This window comes from Oceanobacillus sojae (assembly GCF_900162665.1).
In the GTDB taxonomy this organism is placed as follows: domain Bacteria; phylum Bacillota; class Bacilli; order Bacillales; family Amphibacillaceae; genus Oceanobacillus; species Oceanobacillus sojae_A.
Genome location: NZ_LT727811.1, coordinates 620,066 through 636,694, shown reverse-complemented (window position 1 = coordinate 636,694; position 16,629 = coordinate 620,066). Strand labels below are relative to the sequence as shown.

The following is a 16,629-nucleotide window of genomic DNA, read 5'->3' as shown; positions in this document are numbered from 1 at the left end:
AAGCATCTATACCTTACCATTCCAGGATGAACATGTGCTTCATTATCCTGGTTACATTTTGTCAATTCATCCTTCTGCGGAAATGGAGATTGTGTATAGCGCCGCTCCGACCAACCACTACGCTTTCCATGGGGACGGCTTCAGCTAACTTGAAAAGAAACCCGCTTTTCAAGTGGATCTTCAGCTCGCCCTGTTCCCATAGGAGTCTGCGTGGTTGGTCTCCGCTCAGTTAGGCTTCTACAGCGTATGAAGGAAATCATAGCCTGATGGAGTTAGCTGAAGAGCATGCCCCTAGGAAAGCAAAACGATCCGCCGCAGCGGTGGCCTTACACGTTACCTTCTTTCTAGATATAGTTTATGCTTTGTCAAGAGATAGATGGAAGAAATGATCAACATCTAAAACTATGATAAGCAAATTATTTTTTAAGGTGCGAAAGTTGAGTTAATAAATAATATATGTATAAGCTTAAATCAACAGAAAATGAAATGATTTAATCCATTTCTAGTTGGCAACACTACTATTATAAAGGAATCAGCTCATAGATGGGTAAGAAAACTGCGTTATTCGACAAATTTCCCGGGAAATAATATGAAAATTTACTTTGGAAATATCCTATTTATTATTTATATTATAGAATGGTGGATTTGATTCATTTTCCAACGAAAAGACAAATATTATAATAAATGAACAAGGTGCAATACAAGCCTTTCTGTTAAATTCGTGTTATTATAGTAGAATATGTGTTGAATTATTATGTTGCTGCCTTTCATAGAATTTTATTGAGATATATGGATATGAAAAAAAGAAGGAGCAGCTAATTTCATTTTCAGTAAGTATTTATTTTTGCTAGGACGAGGTGCAGTAGTATATGAACCAATCGAAAAAAATTACAGAAGGAGCCGTGGTAATTGCAATCTTAATTGCAATATTGGTGGCTTCCTTATTACCGATACTTAGTTTAATTACAGCTTTTATTTTGCCTGTTCCTTTTATTTTCTACATAAAGCGGCATGGAGTAAAAGCCGGTCTTGTTGTGACAGTAGCTGTTGCCTTTATTTCTACATTACTGCTGTCGTATATTATTCTGCCGTTAGTATTAGTTGCTGCTGCAGGAGGAATTTTTATCGGTCATGCGATGTATAAAAGGAATACAGCCTATGAAACACTGGCTCAAGGTACATTTGGTTTCATTATTGGAATGCTCATTTCTTATATTTTTATACAAACGCTTATGGGCGTTAATATTATGTCTGAATTTAGTCAGATTGTGGAAGAATCTGTTAATACCAGTACATCTATGATAGAAAGTATTAACCCTTCGTTAAATGAAAAAGACATAGAAGTGCTGATAGACACACAAATTGACTTATTACAACAATTAATTCCAACCTTTATGGTTCTTTTTGCTTTTATTTCAGCATTTATTACTCAATGGATCAGCTATAAGTGGTTTAACCGGGTGGAAAAAGAAAAGCTCTATTTTCCGCCATTTCGTGAACTGCAATTTCCCAGTGCAATTATTTGGGTTTATCTATTAGCATTAATTTTATCTGTTATCGACTTCGCTGAAGGAAGCACGATGTATTTTGGTGCACAGAATTTATTGATGATTGTCGGAATTGCCTTGTCACTGCAGGGATTTTCTTTCATCTTTTATTTTGCACATATTAAAAAAAAATCAAAAGTATTTCCTATTTTAATCGTTATCCTAACAATTCTTTTTCCAACATTTCTTCTTTATTTCGTCCGAATCTTAGGTATAATTGATATAGGTTTCCGATTAAGAAGCCGGTTGAAATAAGAGACAGATTGTTGGATTTTGAAGGAGCTGAATGCCGTGCCAGATTTAGAGAATAGACCAGCATTAAGCAAGCATGTATGGATTATCTATATCCTTACTTTTATTTTGCTTTTATGTGTATGGTACTATCAATGGATAGTTGGCTTAATAATGACAGTTGTCTTTGCTGCTTCATTTTATTATAGTATTCGAACGGAAAGGGTGCTTCTTGATGAAGCGGAGGAATATATATCGACCATTTCCCATCGAGTAAAAAAGGTTGGTTCTGAGGCATTGTTAGAGATGCCTTTTGGAATTATTTTATTCAATGATAACTATCAGGTAGAATGGTCTAATCCATTTATGAATCAGTTTAAAACGAGCAAGGATACCATTATTGGTGAATCTCTTAATAATTTATCAGAGGATTTAATTCCGATGATTATAGATAACAGGAATGAGATTTGGGTAGAAATTGGCGATTATACGTTTCTGTGTGTAATTAAAAAGGAAGAGAAGCTGCTCTATTTCCTTGATCGGACAGAGCATCAAGAGTTGAAGGAACGTTATTATAATGAACAGACGGTGCTTGCCATTATCTTCTTAGATAATTATGAAGAAATCACACAAAATATGGATGATACGGCAAAGAGTCAATTGAACTCTCAAGTAACAGCTGTTCTGAATAACTGGTCGAGCCGTTACGGGCTTTATTTGAAGCGGACGTCACAGGAAAGATTCTTGGCTGTTGGAAATATAGAAATTCTCGAAGAACTGGAAAAAGTAAAATTTGCTATTTTAGATGAAGTGCGGGAAATGGGTGGTCCTGAGAGCAATCCGGTTACATTGAGCATCGGGGTTGGTGCTGGAAGTATGTCGCTGCCTGAAATTGGAGAGGTTGCACAATCGAGCTTAGATTTAGCCTTGGGCCGCGGCGGTGATCAGGTCGCTATTAAGGACGAGAATGGGAAGGTCCGTTTTTATGGCGGAAAAACCAACCCAATGGAAAAACGTACTCGTGTAAGAGCAAGGGTTATCTCTCATGCGCTTAAAGAGTTGGTTCGTGCAAGTGATAATGTTATCATTATGGGACATAAATCACCAGATATGGATGCAATCGGTGCAGCGATTGGTGTTTTAAATATTGCTAAAACAAATGATGTCCCCGGTTATATCGTATTTGATGAGAATGATGTGGAAACAGGCGTTTCGAAGCTGATGGACCGTATTCGTGTAGATGAGGAGCTTTGGGGGCAATTTGTCAGTCCTGAAGAAGCAGAGGATCTGATGGCAGACCAGCAAAGTCTGTTAATTGTTGTTGATACACATAAACCGAATATGGTGGCAGTGGAAAGCTTATTAAACTATACGGATTATAAAATTGTTATTGATCATCATCGCCGGGCAGAGGAATTTATTGATAATCCAACGCTTGTTTATATGGAGCCCTATGCATCATCCACAGCTGAGCTTGTGACAGAGTTACTGGAGTATCAGCCAAAAGGAACAAAGCTGAAAATGCTGGAAGCAACAGCACTTTTAGCCGGAATTATCGTTGATACGAAAAGTTTTACGCTGCGTACCGGCTCGAGAACGTTTGATGCAGCCTCTTATCTCCGGTCACAGGGAGCAGATACTGTATTGGTTCAGCGTCTTCTTAAAGAGGATCTGGATGTTTTTGTCCAGCGCAGTCATATTATTGAAAGAACACAGGTATATAATGATCATATTGCCATTGCAAAAGCGCCGAGCGGGAAAGCATACAGTCCAGTGCTGATTGCCCAGACCGCCGATACCCTTCTTACAATGGAAGGTATCTCGGCATCATTTGTTATCTCAGAACGGTCAGATGGCCGAGTTGGAGTCAGCGCACGATCACTGGGTGATGTAAATGTCCAAGTTATTATGGAAAAAATGAATGGCGGCGGACATTTAACAAATGCAGCTACGCAAATGGAAGGCAAGACAATTGATGAAGTAAAAGAGATGCTGGTAGAGATTATTGATGAATTAGAGTATAAAAAAGGGAGAGATTCAGAATGAAAGTTATTTTCTTAAAAGATGTAAAAGGGAAAGCAAAAAAAGGCGATGTAAAAAATGTTCCTGACGGCTATGCCCGTAATTACCTGTTAAAAAATAATATGGCAGAAGAAGCTACTTCCGGAAACTTAAAAGCACTTAATGCGAAAAAGAAAAAACAGGATAAATTAGAAATAGAAGAAAAAGAGAATGCGATTCAATTAAAAGATAAATTGGCTGATTTAACAGTTGAACTGGAAGCAAAATCTGGTGAAAATGGACGTTTATTCGGTTCTATTACAAGTAAGCAAATTGCAGAAGCGTTAAACAAACAGCATGGACACAAGCTTGATAAACGCAAAATTGAATTAGATGAACCAATCCGAGCATTAGGATATACAAATGTTCCGGTCAAATTACATCCGGAGGTATCCGGCTCTGTAAAGGTTCATGTAAAAGAAAAGTAATCTATACAAATTGAGAAAAAAGAAATTGGCATTAAAAAAGAACGCCGGTTTCTTTTTTCTTACTGGTATAACAGAAACACGGAGGAGAGAGAATGAGTACATCTTTTGATCGTACGCCGCCACATAATATAGAAGCAGAACAGTCTGTTTTAGGTGCTGTATTTCTAGAGCCGACAGCGTTTGTACAGGCTTCGGAAATATTAATTCCAGAGGATTTCTACCGTGCGAGCCACCAGCTTATTTTTACAGCAATGATGACCTTATCTGACCGTGGTGAGCCGATTGATGTAGTTACGGTTACCACGTTTTTAAATGACAGGAAGCAGCTGGAGGAAGCAGGCGGTGTATCCTACTTAACTGAACTGGCTGAGAGTGTGCCTACAGCAGCAAACGTGGAATATTACAGTAAAATGGTGGAAGAAAAATCAACGCTTCGCCGTTTAATCCGCAAAGCAACAGATATTGTTACAGCATCCTTTGAAAAAGAGGATGAGGTTGAAGATGTTTTAAATGATGCAGAAAAAAGTATTTTAGAGGTTTCCGGACGTAAAAATTCTGGGGCTTTTAAAAATATAAAAGACGTCTTAATTAGTGTGTATGACAATATTGAGCAGCTCCATCAGCAAAAAGGGGATGTAACCGGAGTTCCAACTGGATTCTTAGATTTGGATCGGATTACATCAGGATTTCAACGGAATGACTTAATTATTATTGCAGCACGCCCATCTGTGGGGAAAACAGCATTTGCACTAAATGTGGCACAGAATGTTGCCGTGAAAACGGATGAAAATGTAGCTATTTTCAGCTTGGAGATGGGTGCAGACCAGCTGGTTCAGCGTATGCTTTGTGCAGAGGGGAACATTGATGCACAGCGTCTTAGAAATGGTCAGCTGCAGGCAGACGACTGGAGTAAACTCACCATGGCGATGGGTTCATTATCAAATGCAGGAATTTATATTGATGATACCCCGGGAGTGCGTGTGAATGAAATTCGTTCCAAGTGCCGGCGACTGAAGCAGGAGCATGGCTTGGGTATGATTCTGATTGATTATCTGCAGCTTATTCAGGGAAGCGGCAGCTCAAAGGAAAACCGGCAGCAGGAGGTTTCTGAGATTTCCCGTTCCTTAAAGGCATTAGCCCGTGAGCTTGAGGTTCCGCTTATTGCCTTGTCTCAGCTTTCCCGTGGTGTAGAATCAAGACAGGATAAACGGCCGATGATGTCAGATATCCGTGAATCCGGAAGTATTGAGCAGGATGCGGATATTGTAGGCTTCCTATACCGTGATGATTATTATGATAAAGAGACAGAGAAGCAGAATATTATTGAGATTATCATTGCTAAACAGCGTAACGGTCCAACAGGCACGGTAGAGCTTGCCTTTGTTAAAGAGTATAATAAGTTTGTGGACTTAGATCATCGTTACGGGGAAGGCGATATTCCACCGGCGATGTGACCCAGAAGGTTTATTTGGTCAAAAAACAAGCCATCTTATGTCAATAAGGCGAAGAAAAAGAGGAATCCTGTCATGACAGGATTCCTCTTTTTCGAATCAGAAGAACTTTCTTCACAGGTTTCTGTCTTCAGCTTGTATTATCAACCAAATACATTTCTAAAGAGAAAAATAATAAATAAGTAAGCTGCCAAGCATAAGAACAATAGCAGTACTGCCAGTTATAAATGGTATGACATAGTGCTGAGGCGCCAGTTCAGAAAGCGGCTGGCGATCCCGGTTAGACATCCGGCTGAAAAAATACTGAAAGCTGTAGAATACAATATCAAAAAAACGCCCTTTGATCACATAACCCGCCATCGCGTATAGAATAAGTACTGCGCCGATGACAAAGGAAACATTTATGTAGGATAAAAGATTAATGCGATGATAAAAAATAAAGCAGAATAACAAGATGAGGATTTGGGAGATTGCAATCCATACAAATGATTTTTTAATCATAACTATCAACGTCCTTCAAAGTGAATATGTAACATATTATACCATTAATGCGAAAAAAAAATCATAATGGACTCAAATTTAATAGAGGAAGATAGATTTTTAATTATATTTACAAATATTTCAAAATTAGATTCGACTTTATACTCATTTTTAATGAAAAGATATTTTTTTATATGAAAATCTAATGAAAATACCAAGTAATTAGAATTATTTTTATGGATTAATGTGGAAATAATAGTGAGCCTGTTTTTTGATAAATAAGATCTTAAAAGAAGGGCTAACAGTTGATTTAACAATATTTTTATAAGCGTTTTACAAGCAGTGGATAAAGGACTTGTAGTGCAATTATCTTTCTTTTCAGTATTGGATGAATTATAAAAAATATTTACAATTATGGTTAAGCTAGTATAATGTGTAGTAGAGTAAAATTATAAAAGGGGTGTACAGAAAAAGTGAAAAAGTCTAAATATTATCTCATTATTATTTTGGCGTTAACAATGATCATGATTTCAGCTTGTGGATCAAATGACGATGATAATGAAGGAAGTTCCGATAGTGGTGACGACTCATCTGCTTCAGGTGAGCAAGTATTAAATATGGTAGAAACAGCAGAGATTCCAACAGGAGACCCTGCATTGGCGACAGATGCTGCCAGTTTTATCGTATTTGGACAAACAATGGAAGGTCTTTATGTATTAGATGGGGACGATCAACCGGTTCCAGCTATTGCTGATGGTGAGCCGGAGGTTAGTGATGATGGACTTGTTTATACATTTAAATTAAAAGAAGATGCAAAATGGTCGAATGGAGATCCTGTGACAGCACATGATTTTGTGTATGCTTGGCAAAGAGCACTAAATCCTGACACTGGTTCCCAATATGCGTACATGTTCTCAGGTGTTATTGAAAATGCAACAGATATTATGAATGGTGAGGCAGACATAGAAGAGTTAGGTGCTGAAGCCGTAGATGATAATACTTTAGAAGTGACTCTGGAACAACCTGTGGAATACTTAAATTCATTATTGGCTTTTGGTACGTATCTGCCATTAAATGAAGATTTTGTAGAAGAAAAAGGCGATAGCTTTGGAACTAACAGTGATAACATGCTTGCAAATGGTCCATTCGTATTAACAGAATGGGATGGTTCCGGGTTAACTTGGACATATGCAAAAAATGAAGAATACTATGATATAGATAATGTAAGTCTTGATGAAGTAAATGTACAAGTTGTTAAAGAGCCAAGCACAGCGGTAAACCTGTATGAAACTGGAGAAGTTGACCGTACAGCTGCATTGAGCTCAGAGTATGCAAAACAATACGCAAATGATGAAGATGCGGCAACGTTCGAAGAAGGAAGCTCATGGTATCTTAAATTCAACCAGGAACGTGATGGTGAAGAAACACCATTAGCTAATGAAAATATCCGTAAGGCAATAGCAATGGCTTTTGACAAAGAAGCATTTACGGAACAAGTTCTTGCGAATGGTTCCGTTCCTAGTGACGGCTATGTGCCTCGCGGCTTAGCTGTGAATCCTGAAACAGGAGAGGATTTCCGTGAAGAAAGCGGAAATCTGATTAGTTATGATGTAGAAAAAGCAAAAGAATATTGGGAAACAGGCTTAGATGAATTAGGTGTAGATGAACTTTCTCTTGATTATTTGAGTGATGACACTGAAAATGCAAAAAGAACTGGCGAGTATTTTAAAAATCAATTAGAGACAAATCTTGATGGTTTAACACTTAATTTAGAAAACGTACCATTTAAAAACCGTTTAGATAGAACGACAGCTCAGGATTACGATATGGTAATGCACGGCTGGGGACCAGATTATCTGGATCCACTTACTTTCTTAGATCTATATGTTACAGATGGAGCGAATAACCAGGCAAGTATTTCCAATGAAGAATACGATCAGCTTATTGAAGATGCGAAAGTAACTTATGCAAATGATCCTGAAAAACGTTGGCAGGCAATGCTTGACGCTGAAAAAATTCTTGTTCAGGAAGATACTTCAATTGCACCTATTTATCAGCGCGGTAGATTAACACTTATCAAACCGTACGTACAAGGTTTAGAAGAGCATTTGTTTGGACCTGATTACTCACTGAAAAATGTAACAATCGAAAAATAATGTTTTTAAAAGCGTGCATTTAAAAGTCCGCTGAAATTAATATTGTATGGAAAAGAGAGACTTTTAGCGAAAAAGTACTCTCTTTTCCTCATTTTTACAGAAGTTTAGAATATTTTCATTTATTCGTATATAGGAGGACAAAGTATGGCGAAATATATTACCAAGCGGATAATTTACTTAATTATTACGCTGTTTATTATTGCTTCTGTTACCTTTTTCCTGATGAAATTTCTGCCAGGTACCCCATTTTCAAATGAGGAACGGTTAACGATTGAACAACGTGAGATTTTGAATGCCAAGTATGGGTTGGACCAGCCAATTCCTGTGCAGTATATGAACTATATGGTAAATATTGTGAAAGGTGATCTGGGTGTATCCTTCCAGTTTGAAAATCAGCCCGTCATGGATTTATTGATGAATCGGATGGGGCCTTCGTTACAGCTTGGTGTTCAGGCTATGATTATAGGGACCATCATTGGTGTTGCACTAGGGGTTCTTGCGGCAATGTTCCAAAATACATGGATTGATTATGGAAGTACGTTTTTAGCCATACTCGGAAAATCAATTCCTTCCTTTGTTTTAGCAGCATTATTACAATATTACATTGGCGTAAAATTGGAATTGTTGCCAGTCGCATCCTGGAACAGTTTCTCTTCATCTATTTTACCCACCATTGCGTTAGCTTGTTTCCCAATAGCTACAGCAGCGCGTTTTATGAGGACAGAACTGATAGAAGTATTTGGATCTGATTATATTACATTAGCAAAAGCAAAAGGAAATTCACGCGGCGAAGTAGCTGTGAAGCATGCGATTCGTAATGCATTAATTCCTTTAATTACCGTATTAGGACCTATGGCTGTCGGCTTAATGACCGGTTCGATGGTTGTAGAAAAAGTATTTGCTGTACCGGGGATTGGTGAGCAATTTGTGAAATCAATTATGACAAATGATTTCCCGATTATTATGGGAACAACCTTATTTTTCGCTTTCTTACTGACGGTTATTATTTTAATTATTGATATCCTTTATGGAATTATCGATCCGAGAATTCGTCTGAATGGAGGCGATAAATAATGAATAGAGAAGAAGAAATAAAAGAAATACCGAAAGAACAATTTGAGCCTGCTCCAATTGATCATGAAGGGGCCGAGAGGCTGGAGAAGCCGCAGCTTTCATTTATGAAGGACGCCTGGCTTCGCGTTCGAAAAAACAAAGCAGCCATCGTCAGTTTAATTATATTGGCGCTGGTCGTCCTTATGGCTATTATTGGACCACATCTTTCAGGTCATGATGGTTACGCGCAGGATGTTTCAAAAAGTAATCTTCCACCGCGTGTACCAGTTTTAGAGAATATGGGTATCTTTGATGGTACGCAGAAAATTGGCGGCGAGGAAGTAAATAAATATGAACAAATGAATATAGAAGAATACTACTGGTTTGGTACGGACAGTCTTGGGAGAGACTTATTTACCCGTGTCTGGCTGGGAACAAGAGTATCCCTATATATTGCTGTACTAGCAGCTGCTATTGATATGCTGGTTGGCGTTATTTATGGATTAGTTTCCGGGTTTAAAGGCGGCAGAACAGATAATGTGATGCAGCGGATTTTGGAAGTTATTTCTGGTATTCCAAACTTAATTGTGGTTATTTTAATGCTCTTAATTCTGAAACCAGGTATTATGTCCATCACGATCGCAATGGTTATTACCGGTTGGATTGGTATGGCAAGGGTCGTACGAGGACAAGTTCTTAAATTAAAAGATCAGGAATATATACTGGCGTCACGAACATTAGGTGCAAAAAATAATCGATTACTATTTAAGCATCTGCTGCCAAATTTATCAGGTGTTATTATTATAAACACCATGTTTACGATTCCCAGCGCTATTTTCTTTGAGGCTTTCTTAAGCTTTATCGGAATTGGGTTGCAGGCTCCAGCAGCATCCTTAGGTACACTGATCGAGGACGGTTATAAAACGTTTCAATTTTTACCTCATCTGATGATTATTCCGTGTATCCTTATCTGTGTAATTTTGATTGTATGTAATTTAATTGGAGATGGACTACGTGATGCATTTGATCCGAAAATGCGCGATTAAAGTTGAGGTGAAATGATATGAAAAAATTATTAGAAGTAAAGGATCTTCATATATCGTTCCATACATTTGCCGGGGAAGTGCAGGCAATCCGCGGTGTAGATTTTGATTTACATGAGGGAGAGACACTTGCGATTGTCGGGGAATCCGGTTCAGGTAAATCGGTAACAACGAAGTCAATTATGAGATTGCTGCCGCAAGGGAATTCTGAAATTAAATCAGGAGAGATTCTTTTTAACGGGGAAAATCTTGCAACGGCGTCTGAAAAGAAAATGCAAAAAATCCGCGGGAAGGATATTTCAATGATCTTCCAGGATCCAATGACGTCACTGAACCCTACGATGACGATTGGCAAACAGATTATGGAACCATTAATCAAGCATCGAAATTTAGGTAAAAAAGAAGCAGCGGAACGCGCCATAAAATTACTGGATTTAGTTGGTATTCCAAAACCGGAGACGCGTTTAAAACAATATCCGCATCAATTTTCAGGTGGAATGAGACAGCGTGTGGTTATCGCTATTGCGCTGGCTTGTGCACCAAAAGTATTAATTGCTGATGAACCGACAACTGCTCTGGATGTAACGATACAAGGGCAAATACTGGATTTGATGAAGGATCTGCAAAAGAAAATTGAAACATCTATTATATTTATTACGCATGATTTAGGTGTCGTAGCCAATGTTGCTGATCGTGTAGCAGTTATGTATGGCGGCAAGATTGTCGAAGTTGGAACTGTAGATGAAATATTCTATAATCCACAGCACCCATATACATGGGGATTAATCAGCTCGATGCCGAGTCTGGATTCACAGGATGAGGAGCTGTTTGTGATTCCCGGTACACCGCCGGATCTACTCCATCCACCTAAGGGAGATGCGTTTGCACCAAGAAATCCTTATGCTATGAAAATAGATAAAGAAGAACAGCCGCCAATGTTTAAAGTATCCGACACGCATTATGCGGCAACCTGGCTGCTGCATCCAGATGCACCTAAAGTAGAGCCCCCATTGGCAGTTCAAGAGCGGCAGGCCAAGTTCCACGCTTCTATAAAGGGGGACAAGTAAGATGGCAGAGAAATTGTTAGAGGTAAAAAACCTGAAGCAATATTTTAATATCGGCAAGCCCAAAGAAGTACGGGCTGTTGATGATATAAGCTTTGATATTTATAAAGGTGAGACACTGGGGCTGGTTGGCGAATCAGGCTGTGGAAAGTCAACAACAGGGAGAACGTTGATTCGTTTGTATAATGCTACAGGCGGAGAAGTTTTATACGATGGTGTAAATGTTCATGGAAAGAAATCTGGAAAGCAACTAAAAGAATTTAACCGGAAAATGCAGATGATTTTCCAAGACCCTTACGCATCCTTAAATCCGAGAATGAAGATATCTGATATTATTGCAGAGGGTATCGATATTCATGGTCTGGCTAAATCACCAAAAGAACGATCAGAGAAGGTTTACAAGCTTCTGAAAACAGTAGGTCTGAATAAGGAGCACGCGAACCGTTATCCGCATGAATTTTCCGGAGGACAGCGGCAACGTATCGGAATTGCCCGTGCGCTTGCAGTAGAGCCGGAATTTATTATCGCTGACGAACCAATATCAGCATTGGATGTATCCATTCAGGCACAGGTAGTTAACCTGCTGAAAAAATTGCAAAAAGAACGTGGATTAACCTATTTGTTTATCGCCCATGATTTATCCATGGTCAAATATATCAGTGATCGGATCGGCGTCATGTACTTCGGAAAATTGGTTGAGCTGGCACCTGCAGATGATTTGTATCGGAATCCGGTTCATCCCTACACGCAATCACTGCTTTCCGCCATACCACTCCCAGATCCGGAATATGAACGCTCAAGGAAACGGAAGGCATACCGTCCAGACATTCATCAGTATGAGGATGGAGAGGATGTCCGCATGCGTGAAATTTCTCCAGGACATTTTGTTAACTGCTCAGAAAAAGAGTTTGAACAATATAAAGCAAACTATAATCATAAAAAGTAAACATTTTAAACCCGCTTAAATACCCCGTATCGAACCAAGCTTTTGCTGGTTTGATACGGGGTATTTAAGTGGTAATCATGTATAGAAGGTCATGCTTTCACTAACGGAAAGTATGAGGGTTTGCTCTATTTTGATTATAATCATACATAACAAGCAAATATAAAATCTCTTCACGCCTGCTTATATAAATTACTTAAGCATGTACCTTTGGCTGATGCTCACCGGAACGGATAGCTTCCATATGGTGACAAGCTGCACGATGGCCGTCCTTCATACCTTCTGTGTTACGAAGTTCAGGTACTTTTGTGCGGCATAAATCCGTTGCAAATGGACAGCGGGTATGGAAACGGCAGCCTTCTGGAGGATCAATCGGAGAAGGTACGTCTCCCTTTAACATAATGCGTTCTTTTTTCTTCTCAACGTCTGTACTAGGTATAGCGGATAGCAGAGCCTTTGTATAAGGATGCATATTATTTGTAAATAGTGAATTTTTATCTGCTATTTCGACTACTTTTCCTAAATACATCACTATAATTCGATCGGAAATATGACGGACCACACCTAAATCATGAGAAATGAAAAGATATGTTAATTTAAAATCGCGCTGCAGTTTCTTTAACAGGTTGATTACCTGAGCCTGAATAGATACATCAAGCGCAGAAACGGCTTCATCTGCAATAATTAACCTTGGATTTACTGATAATGCCCGGGCAATTCCGATACGCTGCCGCTGTCCGCCACTGAACTCATGCGGATACCGGTCTGCCTGGTGCGGTCCGAGACCAACTGTGTCCATTAATTCTTTGACACGGTCATTTCTTTCTTTTCTCGGTACAGCATTTTGAATTTCCATCGCTTCTGTTAAGATTTGTCGTACAGTATGACGGGGGTTAATCGAAGCATATGGATCCTGGAAGATAATCTGCATATCTTTACGGAATTTATTCATTTCTTTTTTGTTCAGCTCAAGAATATTGGTATTATCGAATTCTACTTCTCCTGCAGTCGGCTCATCTAGCCGGAGAATCGCCCGGCCAGTTGTTGATTTCCCGCAGCCGGATTCCCCTACAATACTAAGTGTTTCTCCTTCAAAAATTTCAAAGGATACATCGTCTACTGCCTTTACGTGGTTAATGGTTCGTCCGAAAATCCCGCCTTTAATCGGGAAATATTGCTTTAATTCATTTACTTTAAGAAGTACTTTCTGATCGCTCATAAACGTTCACCTCCGGATCTCCATCCCATTCATCAGAATAAATCCAGCAACGAATCTGGTTACCATCTTCATCTGTTTCCAAATCAGGTAATTTATTTCGGCATAAGTCGGTTGCGAATGGGCATCTTGGCGCAAAACGGCAGCCTTCAGGCATATCTGCGGGACTGGGAACAGATCCTTTTATAACTGCTAAGTCTCCTTCAACATCTTGATCGTACTGTGGAATAGATTCCATTAAGCCGACAGTGTATGGATGTTTTGGTTTCGTGAATAATGTTTTCTTATCAGTAAATTCAACTACTTTACCGCAATACATAACAGCAACATAATCACAGGTCTCGGCAACAACTCCCAAGTCATGCGTAATTAATAAAATACCCATATCCAATTTTTCCTGCAAATCTTTCATTAAATCTAAAATTTGTGCCTGAATGGTTACATCCAGGGCTGTTGTCGGTTCATCAGCAATAAGTAAATCAGGGTTACATGCAAGGGCAATGGCAATCATTACACGTTGACGCATTCCGCCGGATAATTCAAAAGGATATTGGTCGACGCGTTTTTCCGGAGAAGGAATTCCTACAAGCTTTAACATATCAACCGATTTTTTCTTTGCTTCTTTCTTACTGAGTCCCTGGTGGATACGGAATGATTCTCCAATTTGCTGTCCAACAGTAAAGGTTGGATTAAGAGAAGTCATTGGTTCCTGAAAAATCATTGATATTTCATTACCACGGATTTTACGCATCTGTGCTTCGCTTTTATCTAAGAGATTTTCTCCCTTGAAGAGAATCTCTCCTCCTTTGACCTTCCCTGGTTCTTCAATTAGGCGAAGAATAGATAGGGAGGTAATACTTTTACCGGAACCAGATTCCCCAACAACACCTAGTACTTTTCCTTTTGGAATACTAAATGAAACACCGTCTACAGCCTTTACTTCTAAATCTTTAGTAAAGAAAGAAGTCTGTAAATTTTTAATTTCTAATATATTATCATATGAAGTGTCAGGTGCACCTGTCATAGTAAGCAGCTCCTTTCTAAAATCTAGTAATTAGAGAATACTAGTCTAAATCAATGCGTTTGTTCAGGAAACGGTAAGCGACGTCTACAACTAAGTTTACAAAAACGAAAAGAAGTGACGCAACTAAAATAGTACCTTGAACAACCGGGAAATCACGGGCTTGAATCGAATCAATAATTAATTTACCCATTCCGTTAACAGCGAATACAGACTCTGTTAATACAGCTCCTCCCAGAAGTCCGCCGAACTGTAAACCAACCACGGTAACAATAGGAATCAGCGCATTTTTCAATGCGTGCCGATAAATAACGATTTGTTCTTTAACCCCTTTGGCACGGGCAGTCCGGATATAATCCTGTCCAATAACATCCAGCATGCTGGAGCGGGTCATACGTGCAATAATGGCAGCACTGCTTGTACCTAATGTGATAACAGGCAGGACAACCTGACTGAAGCTGCCCCAGCCTGAAGGACTGAACCAGGCCGTGTCACTAAAGAATGGAACCCACGATGGTAAATCAATTCCAATTGCAAACCATTGAATTAACATTAACCCAAGCCAAAAGTTTGGCATGGATAAACCGAATAAAGCTGCCAGCATGAGTGTTGTATCAATTGCAGAATATTTACGTGTTGCAGAAATAATACCGACAATTAATCCTACAAAGACAGCTAATACTGTACTATAAAAGGCCAGTTCAACAGTTACCCAAAATCTGGCGCCGATTTCAGATGAAACATCCCGTCCGCTTCGCATCGAAGTTCCCAAATCACCTTGAACAGCGTTGGTTACATAATCTAAGTACTGTTTTGGAAGCGGATCATTTAAACCCAGCCGTTCTCTGATATTATCAATTTGTTCCTGTGGAGCACCTTCGCCGGCAATTACTTGTGCAGGGTCCCCGGGAACCAAATGCATCATGCTAAATACGATAATAGATACACCAATTAAGACGGGTATCGTTTGTAAAATACGTCGAATGATAAATTGAAACAAAATGGTTCACCTCTTTCTATTCTCTCGTTTTTGGATCAAATGCATCACGTAATCCATCTCCAAGTAAGTTAAATGCTAATACAGCTACGACAATAGCAAGCCCCGGGAATAATGCCACATGGGGGGCGTTGTATAAATAGTTTCTGCCGTCACTCAGCATTGCTCCCCATTCTGGTGTAGGAGGCTGTGCACCCAAACCTAAAAAGGAAAGTCCACTGGCTGATAGAATCGCTGTAGCAATACTTAACGTAGCTTGAACGATTATTGGAGAGGTGATATTAGGTAAAATATGTTTGAAAATAATTCTGGAGTCGCTGGCTCCCAATGCTCTCATAGCATCAATATATTCCAGCTTTTTCACAGATAAAGTAGATCCCCGAACAATTCTGGCAAAGATAGGTACAGACGAAACAGCAACAGCAATGATGACGTTAAACATGTTTCCGCCCAGCACTGTTACAATAGTTAATGCTAATAGAATACTAGGGAATGCTAATAGTACATCCATTATCCGCATGATAATGCTGTCTGTCCGTTTCCCATAATATCCTGCGATAATACCGAGGAATACCCCGACAGTTGCCCCAAGTAAAATAGAGAAAAAACCTATCATCAGTGTTAATCCAGTTCCTTGAATTACCCTGCTGAATATGTCTCTTCCAAAGTTATCTGTTCCAAACCAATGATCAGAAGTTGGTGTAGCCAGTTTATTGGTGACATCCTGATCATATAGAGGATCATAAGGGGTTAAGTATGGTCCGACAAGAGCAATAATAATAAGTAAAATGATTAAAATACCGCCGACAACAGCCGACTTATTTTTCTTAAGTTTATTAAAGACGCTTTTCCAGCTTTTAAGTCGGGGATTAGGCGGCCTGACAGCCGTCTGCGGCTTTTCGATATATTCGTTTGAACGACTCATCGGGTTTTTTCAT

The 16,629-nt window shown here is 39.2% G+C and carries 14 protein-coding genes; 9 read left to right on the top strand and 5 right to left on the bottom strand.

Annotated features, from left to right (window positions below; all coding sequences use genetic code 11):
• Nucleotides 1-869: 869 nt before the first annotated feature.
• From BN1068_RS10245 to dnaB, 4 genes are all read left to right on the top strand, one after another.
• Nucleotides 870-1,802 (top strand): YybS family protein, encoded by a 933-nt coding sequence (locus BN1068_RS10245; RefSeq protein ID WP_077602764.1) that lies wholly within the window; start codon nucleotides 870-872, stop codon nucleotides 1,800-1,802.
• 36 nt (nucleotides 1,803-1,838) lie between these two features.
• Nucleotides 1,839-3,824: a DHH family phosphoesterase gene (locus tag BN1068_RS10240; RefSeq protein ID WP_077602763.1), complete on the top strand. Its 1,986-nt coding sequence runs from the start codon at nucleotides 1,839-1,841 to the stop codon at nucleotides 3,822-3,824.
• Nucleotides 3,821-4,267: a 50S ribosomal protein L9 gene (gene rplI / locus BN1068_RS10235; RefSeq protein WP_077602762.1), complete on the top strand. Its 447-nt coding sequence runs from the start codon at nucleotides 3,821-3,823 to the stop codon at nucleotides 4,265-4,267. The genes BN1068_RS10240 and rplI overlap by 4 nt, the downstream gene beginning before the upstream one ends.
• 92 nt (nucleotides 4,268-4,359) lie before the next feature.
• On the top strand, nucleotides 4,360-5,721 hold the full coding sequence (dnaB, locus tag BN1068_RS10230) for a replicative DNA helicase (protein ID WP_077602761.1): 1,362 nt from the start codon (nucleotides 4,360-4,362) through the stop codon (nucleotides 5,719-5,721).
• A 156-nt stretch (nucleotides 5,722-5,877) separates the two neighbouring features.
• Here the strand turns inward: dnaB and BN1068_RS10225 are convergent, their stop codons facing one another.
• Entirely contained in the window at nucleotides 5,878-6,219 is a 342-nt protein-coding gene (locus BN1068_RS10225) for a DUF3899 domain-containing protein (RefSeq protein WP_077602760.1), read from the bottom strand.
• Nucleotides 6,220-6,671: 452 nt separating this feature from the next.
• Here BN1068_RS10225 and BN1068_RS10220 point away from each other — a divergent pair, with 452 nt between their 5' ends.
• The 5 genes from BN1068_RS10220 (at nucleotide 6,672) to BN1068_RS10200 (ending at nucleotide 12,460) form a co-directional block, all read left to right on the top strand.
• Nucleotides 6,672-8,354 carry a peptide ABC transporter substrate-binding protein gene (locus BN1068_RS10220; protein WP_077602759.1) on the top strand — a complete coding sequence of 561 codons (1,683 nt, stop codon included), beginning with the start codon at nucleotides 6,672-6,674 and terminating at the stop codon, nucleotides 8,352-8,354.
• Nucleotides 8,355-8,498: 144 nt separating this feature from the next.
• Nucleotides 8,499-9,428 (top strand): oligopeptide ABC transporter permease, encoded by a 930-nt coding sequence (gene opp3b / locus BN1068_RS10215; RefSeq protein ID WP_077602758.1) that lies wholly within the window; start codon nucleotides 8,499-8,501, stop codon nucleotides 9,426-9,428.
• Complete coding sequence (gene opp3C / locus BN1068_RS10210; protein ID WP_077602757.1) at nucleotides 9,428-10,453, top strand: oligopeptide ABC transporter permease; 1,026 nt, start codon at nucleotides 9,428-9,430, stop codon at nucleotides 10,451-10,453. Before opp3b ends, opp3C begins: the two co-directional genes overlap by 1 nt.
• 17 nt (nucleotides 10,454-10,470) lie before the next feature.
• Nucleotides 10,471-11,517 carry an ABC transporter ATP-binding protein gene (locus tag BN1068_RS10205; protein WP_077602756.1) on the top strand — a complete coding sequence of 349 codons (1,047 nt, stop codon included), beginning with the start codon at nucleotides 10,471-10,473 and terminating at the stop codon, nucleotides 11,515-11,517.
• Nucleotide 11,518: 1 nt separating this feature from the next.
• Nucleotides 11,519-12,460, top strand: a complete 942-nt coding sequence (locus tag BN1068_RS10200) for an ABC transporter ATP-binding protein (RefSeq protein ID WP_077602755.1) — start codon at nucleotides 11,519-11,521, stop codon at nucleotides 12,458-12,460.
• Nucleotides 12,461-12,653: 193 nt separating this feature from the next.
• Here BN1068_RS10200 and BN1068_RS10195 read toward each other — a convergent pair whose 3' ends face one another.
• The 4 genes from BN1068_RS10195 to BN1068_RS10180 are packed head-to-tail and all read right to left on the bottom strand — an operon-like array spanning nucleotide 12,654 to nucleotide 16,616.
• On the bottom strand, nucleotides 12,654-13,676 hold the full coding sequence (locus tag BN1068_RS10195; protein ID WP_077602754.1) for an ABC transporter ATP-binding protein: 1,023 nt from the start codon (nucleotides 13,674-13,676) through the stop codon (nucleotides 12,654-12,656).
• Nucleotides 13,651-14,697 (bottom strand): ABC transporter ATP-binding protein, encoded by a 1,047-nt coding sequence (locus tag BN1068_RS10190; protein WP_077602753.1) that lies wholly within the window; start codon nucleotides 14,695-14,697, stop codon nucleotides 13,651-13,653. The genes BN1068_RS10195 and BN1068_RS10190 overlap by 26 nt, the downstream gene beginning before the upstream one ends.
• Nucleotides 14,698-14,737: 40 nt before the next feature.
• Nucleotides 14,738-15,694: an ABC transporter permease gene (locus BN1068_RS10185; protein WP_077602752.1), complete on the bottom strand. Its 957-nt coding sequence runs from the start codon at nucleotides 15,692-15,694 to the stop codon at nucleotides 14,738-14,740.
• 16 nt (nucleotides 15,695-15,710) lie between these two features.
• On the bottom strand, nucleotides 15,711-16,616 hold the full coding sequence (locus tag BN1068_RS10180) for an ABC transporter permease (RefSeq protein ID WP_077602751.1): 906 nt from the start codon (nucleotides 16,614-16,616) through the stop codon (nucleotides 15,711-15,713).
• Nucleotides 16,617-16,629: the final 13 nt, after the last annotated feature.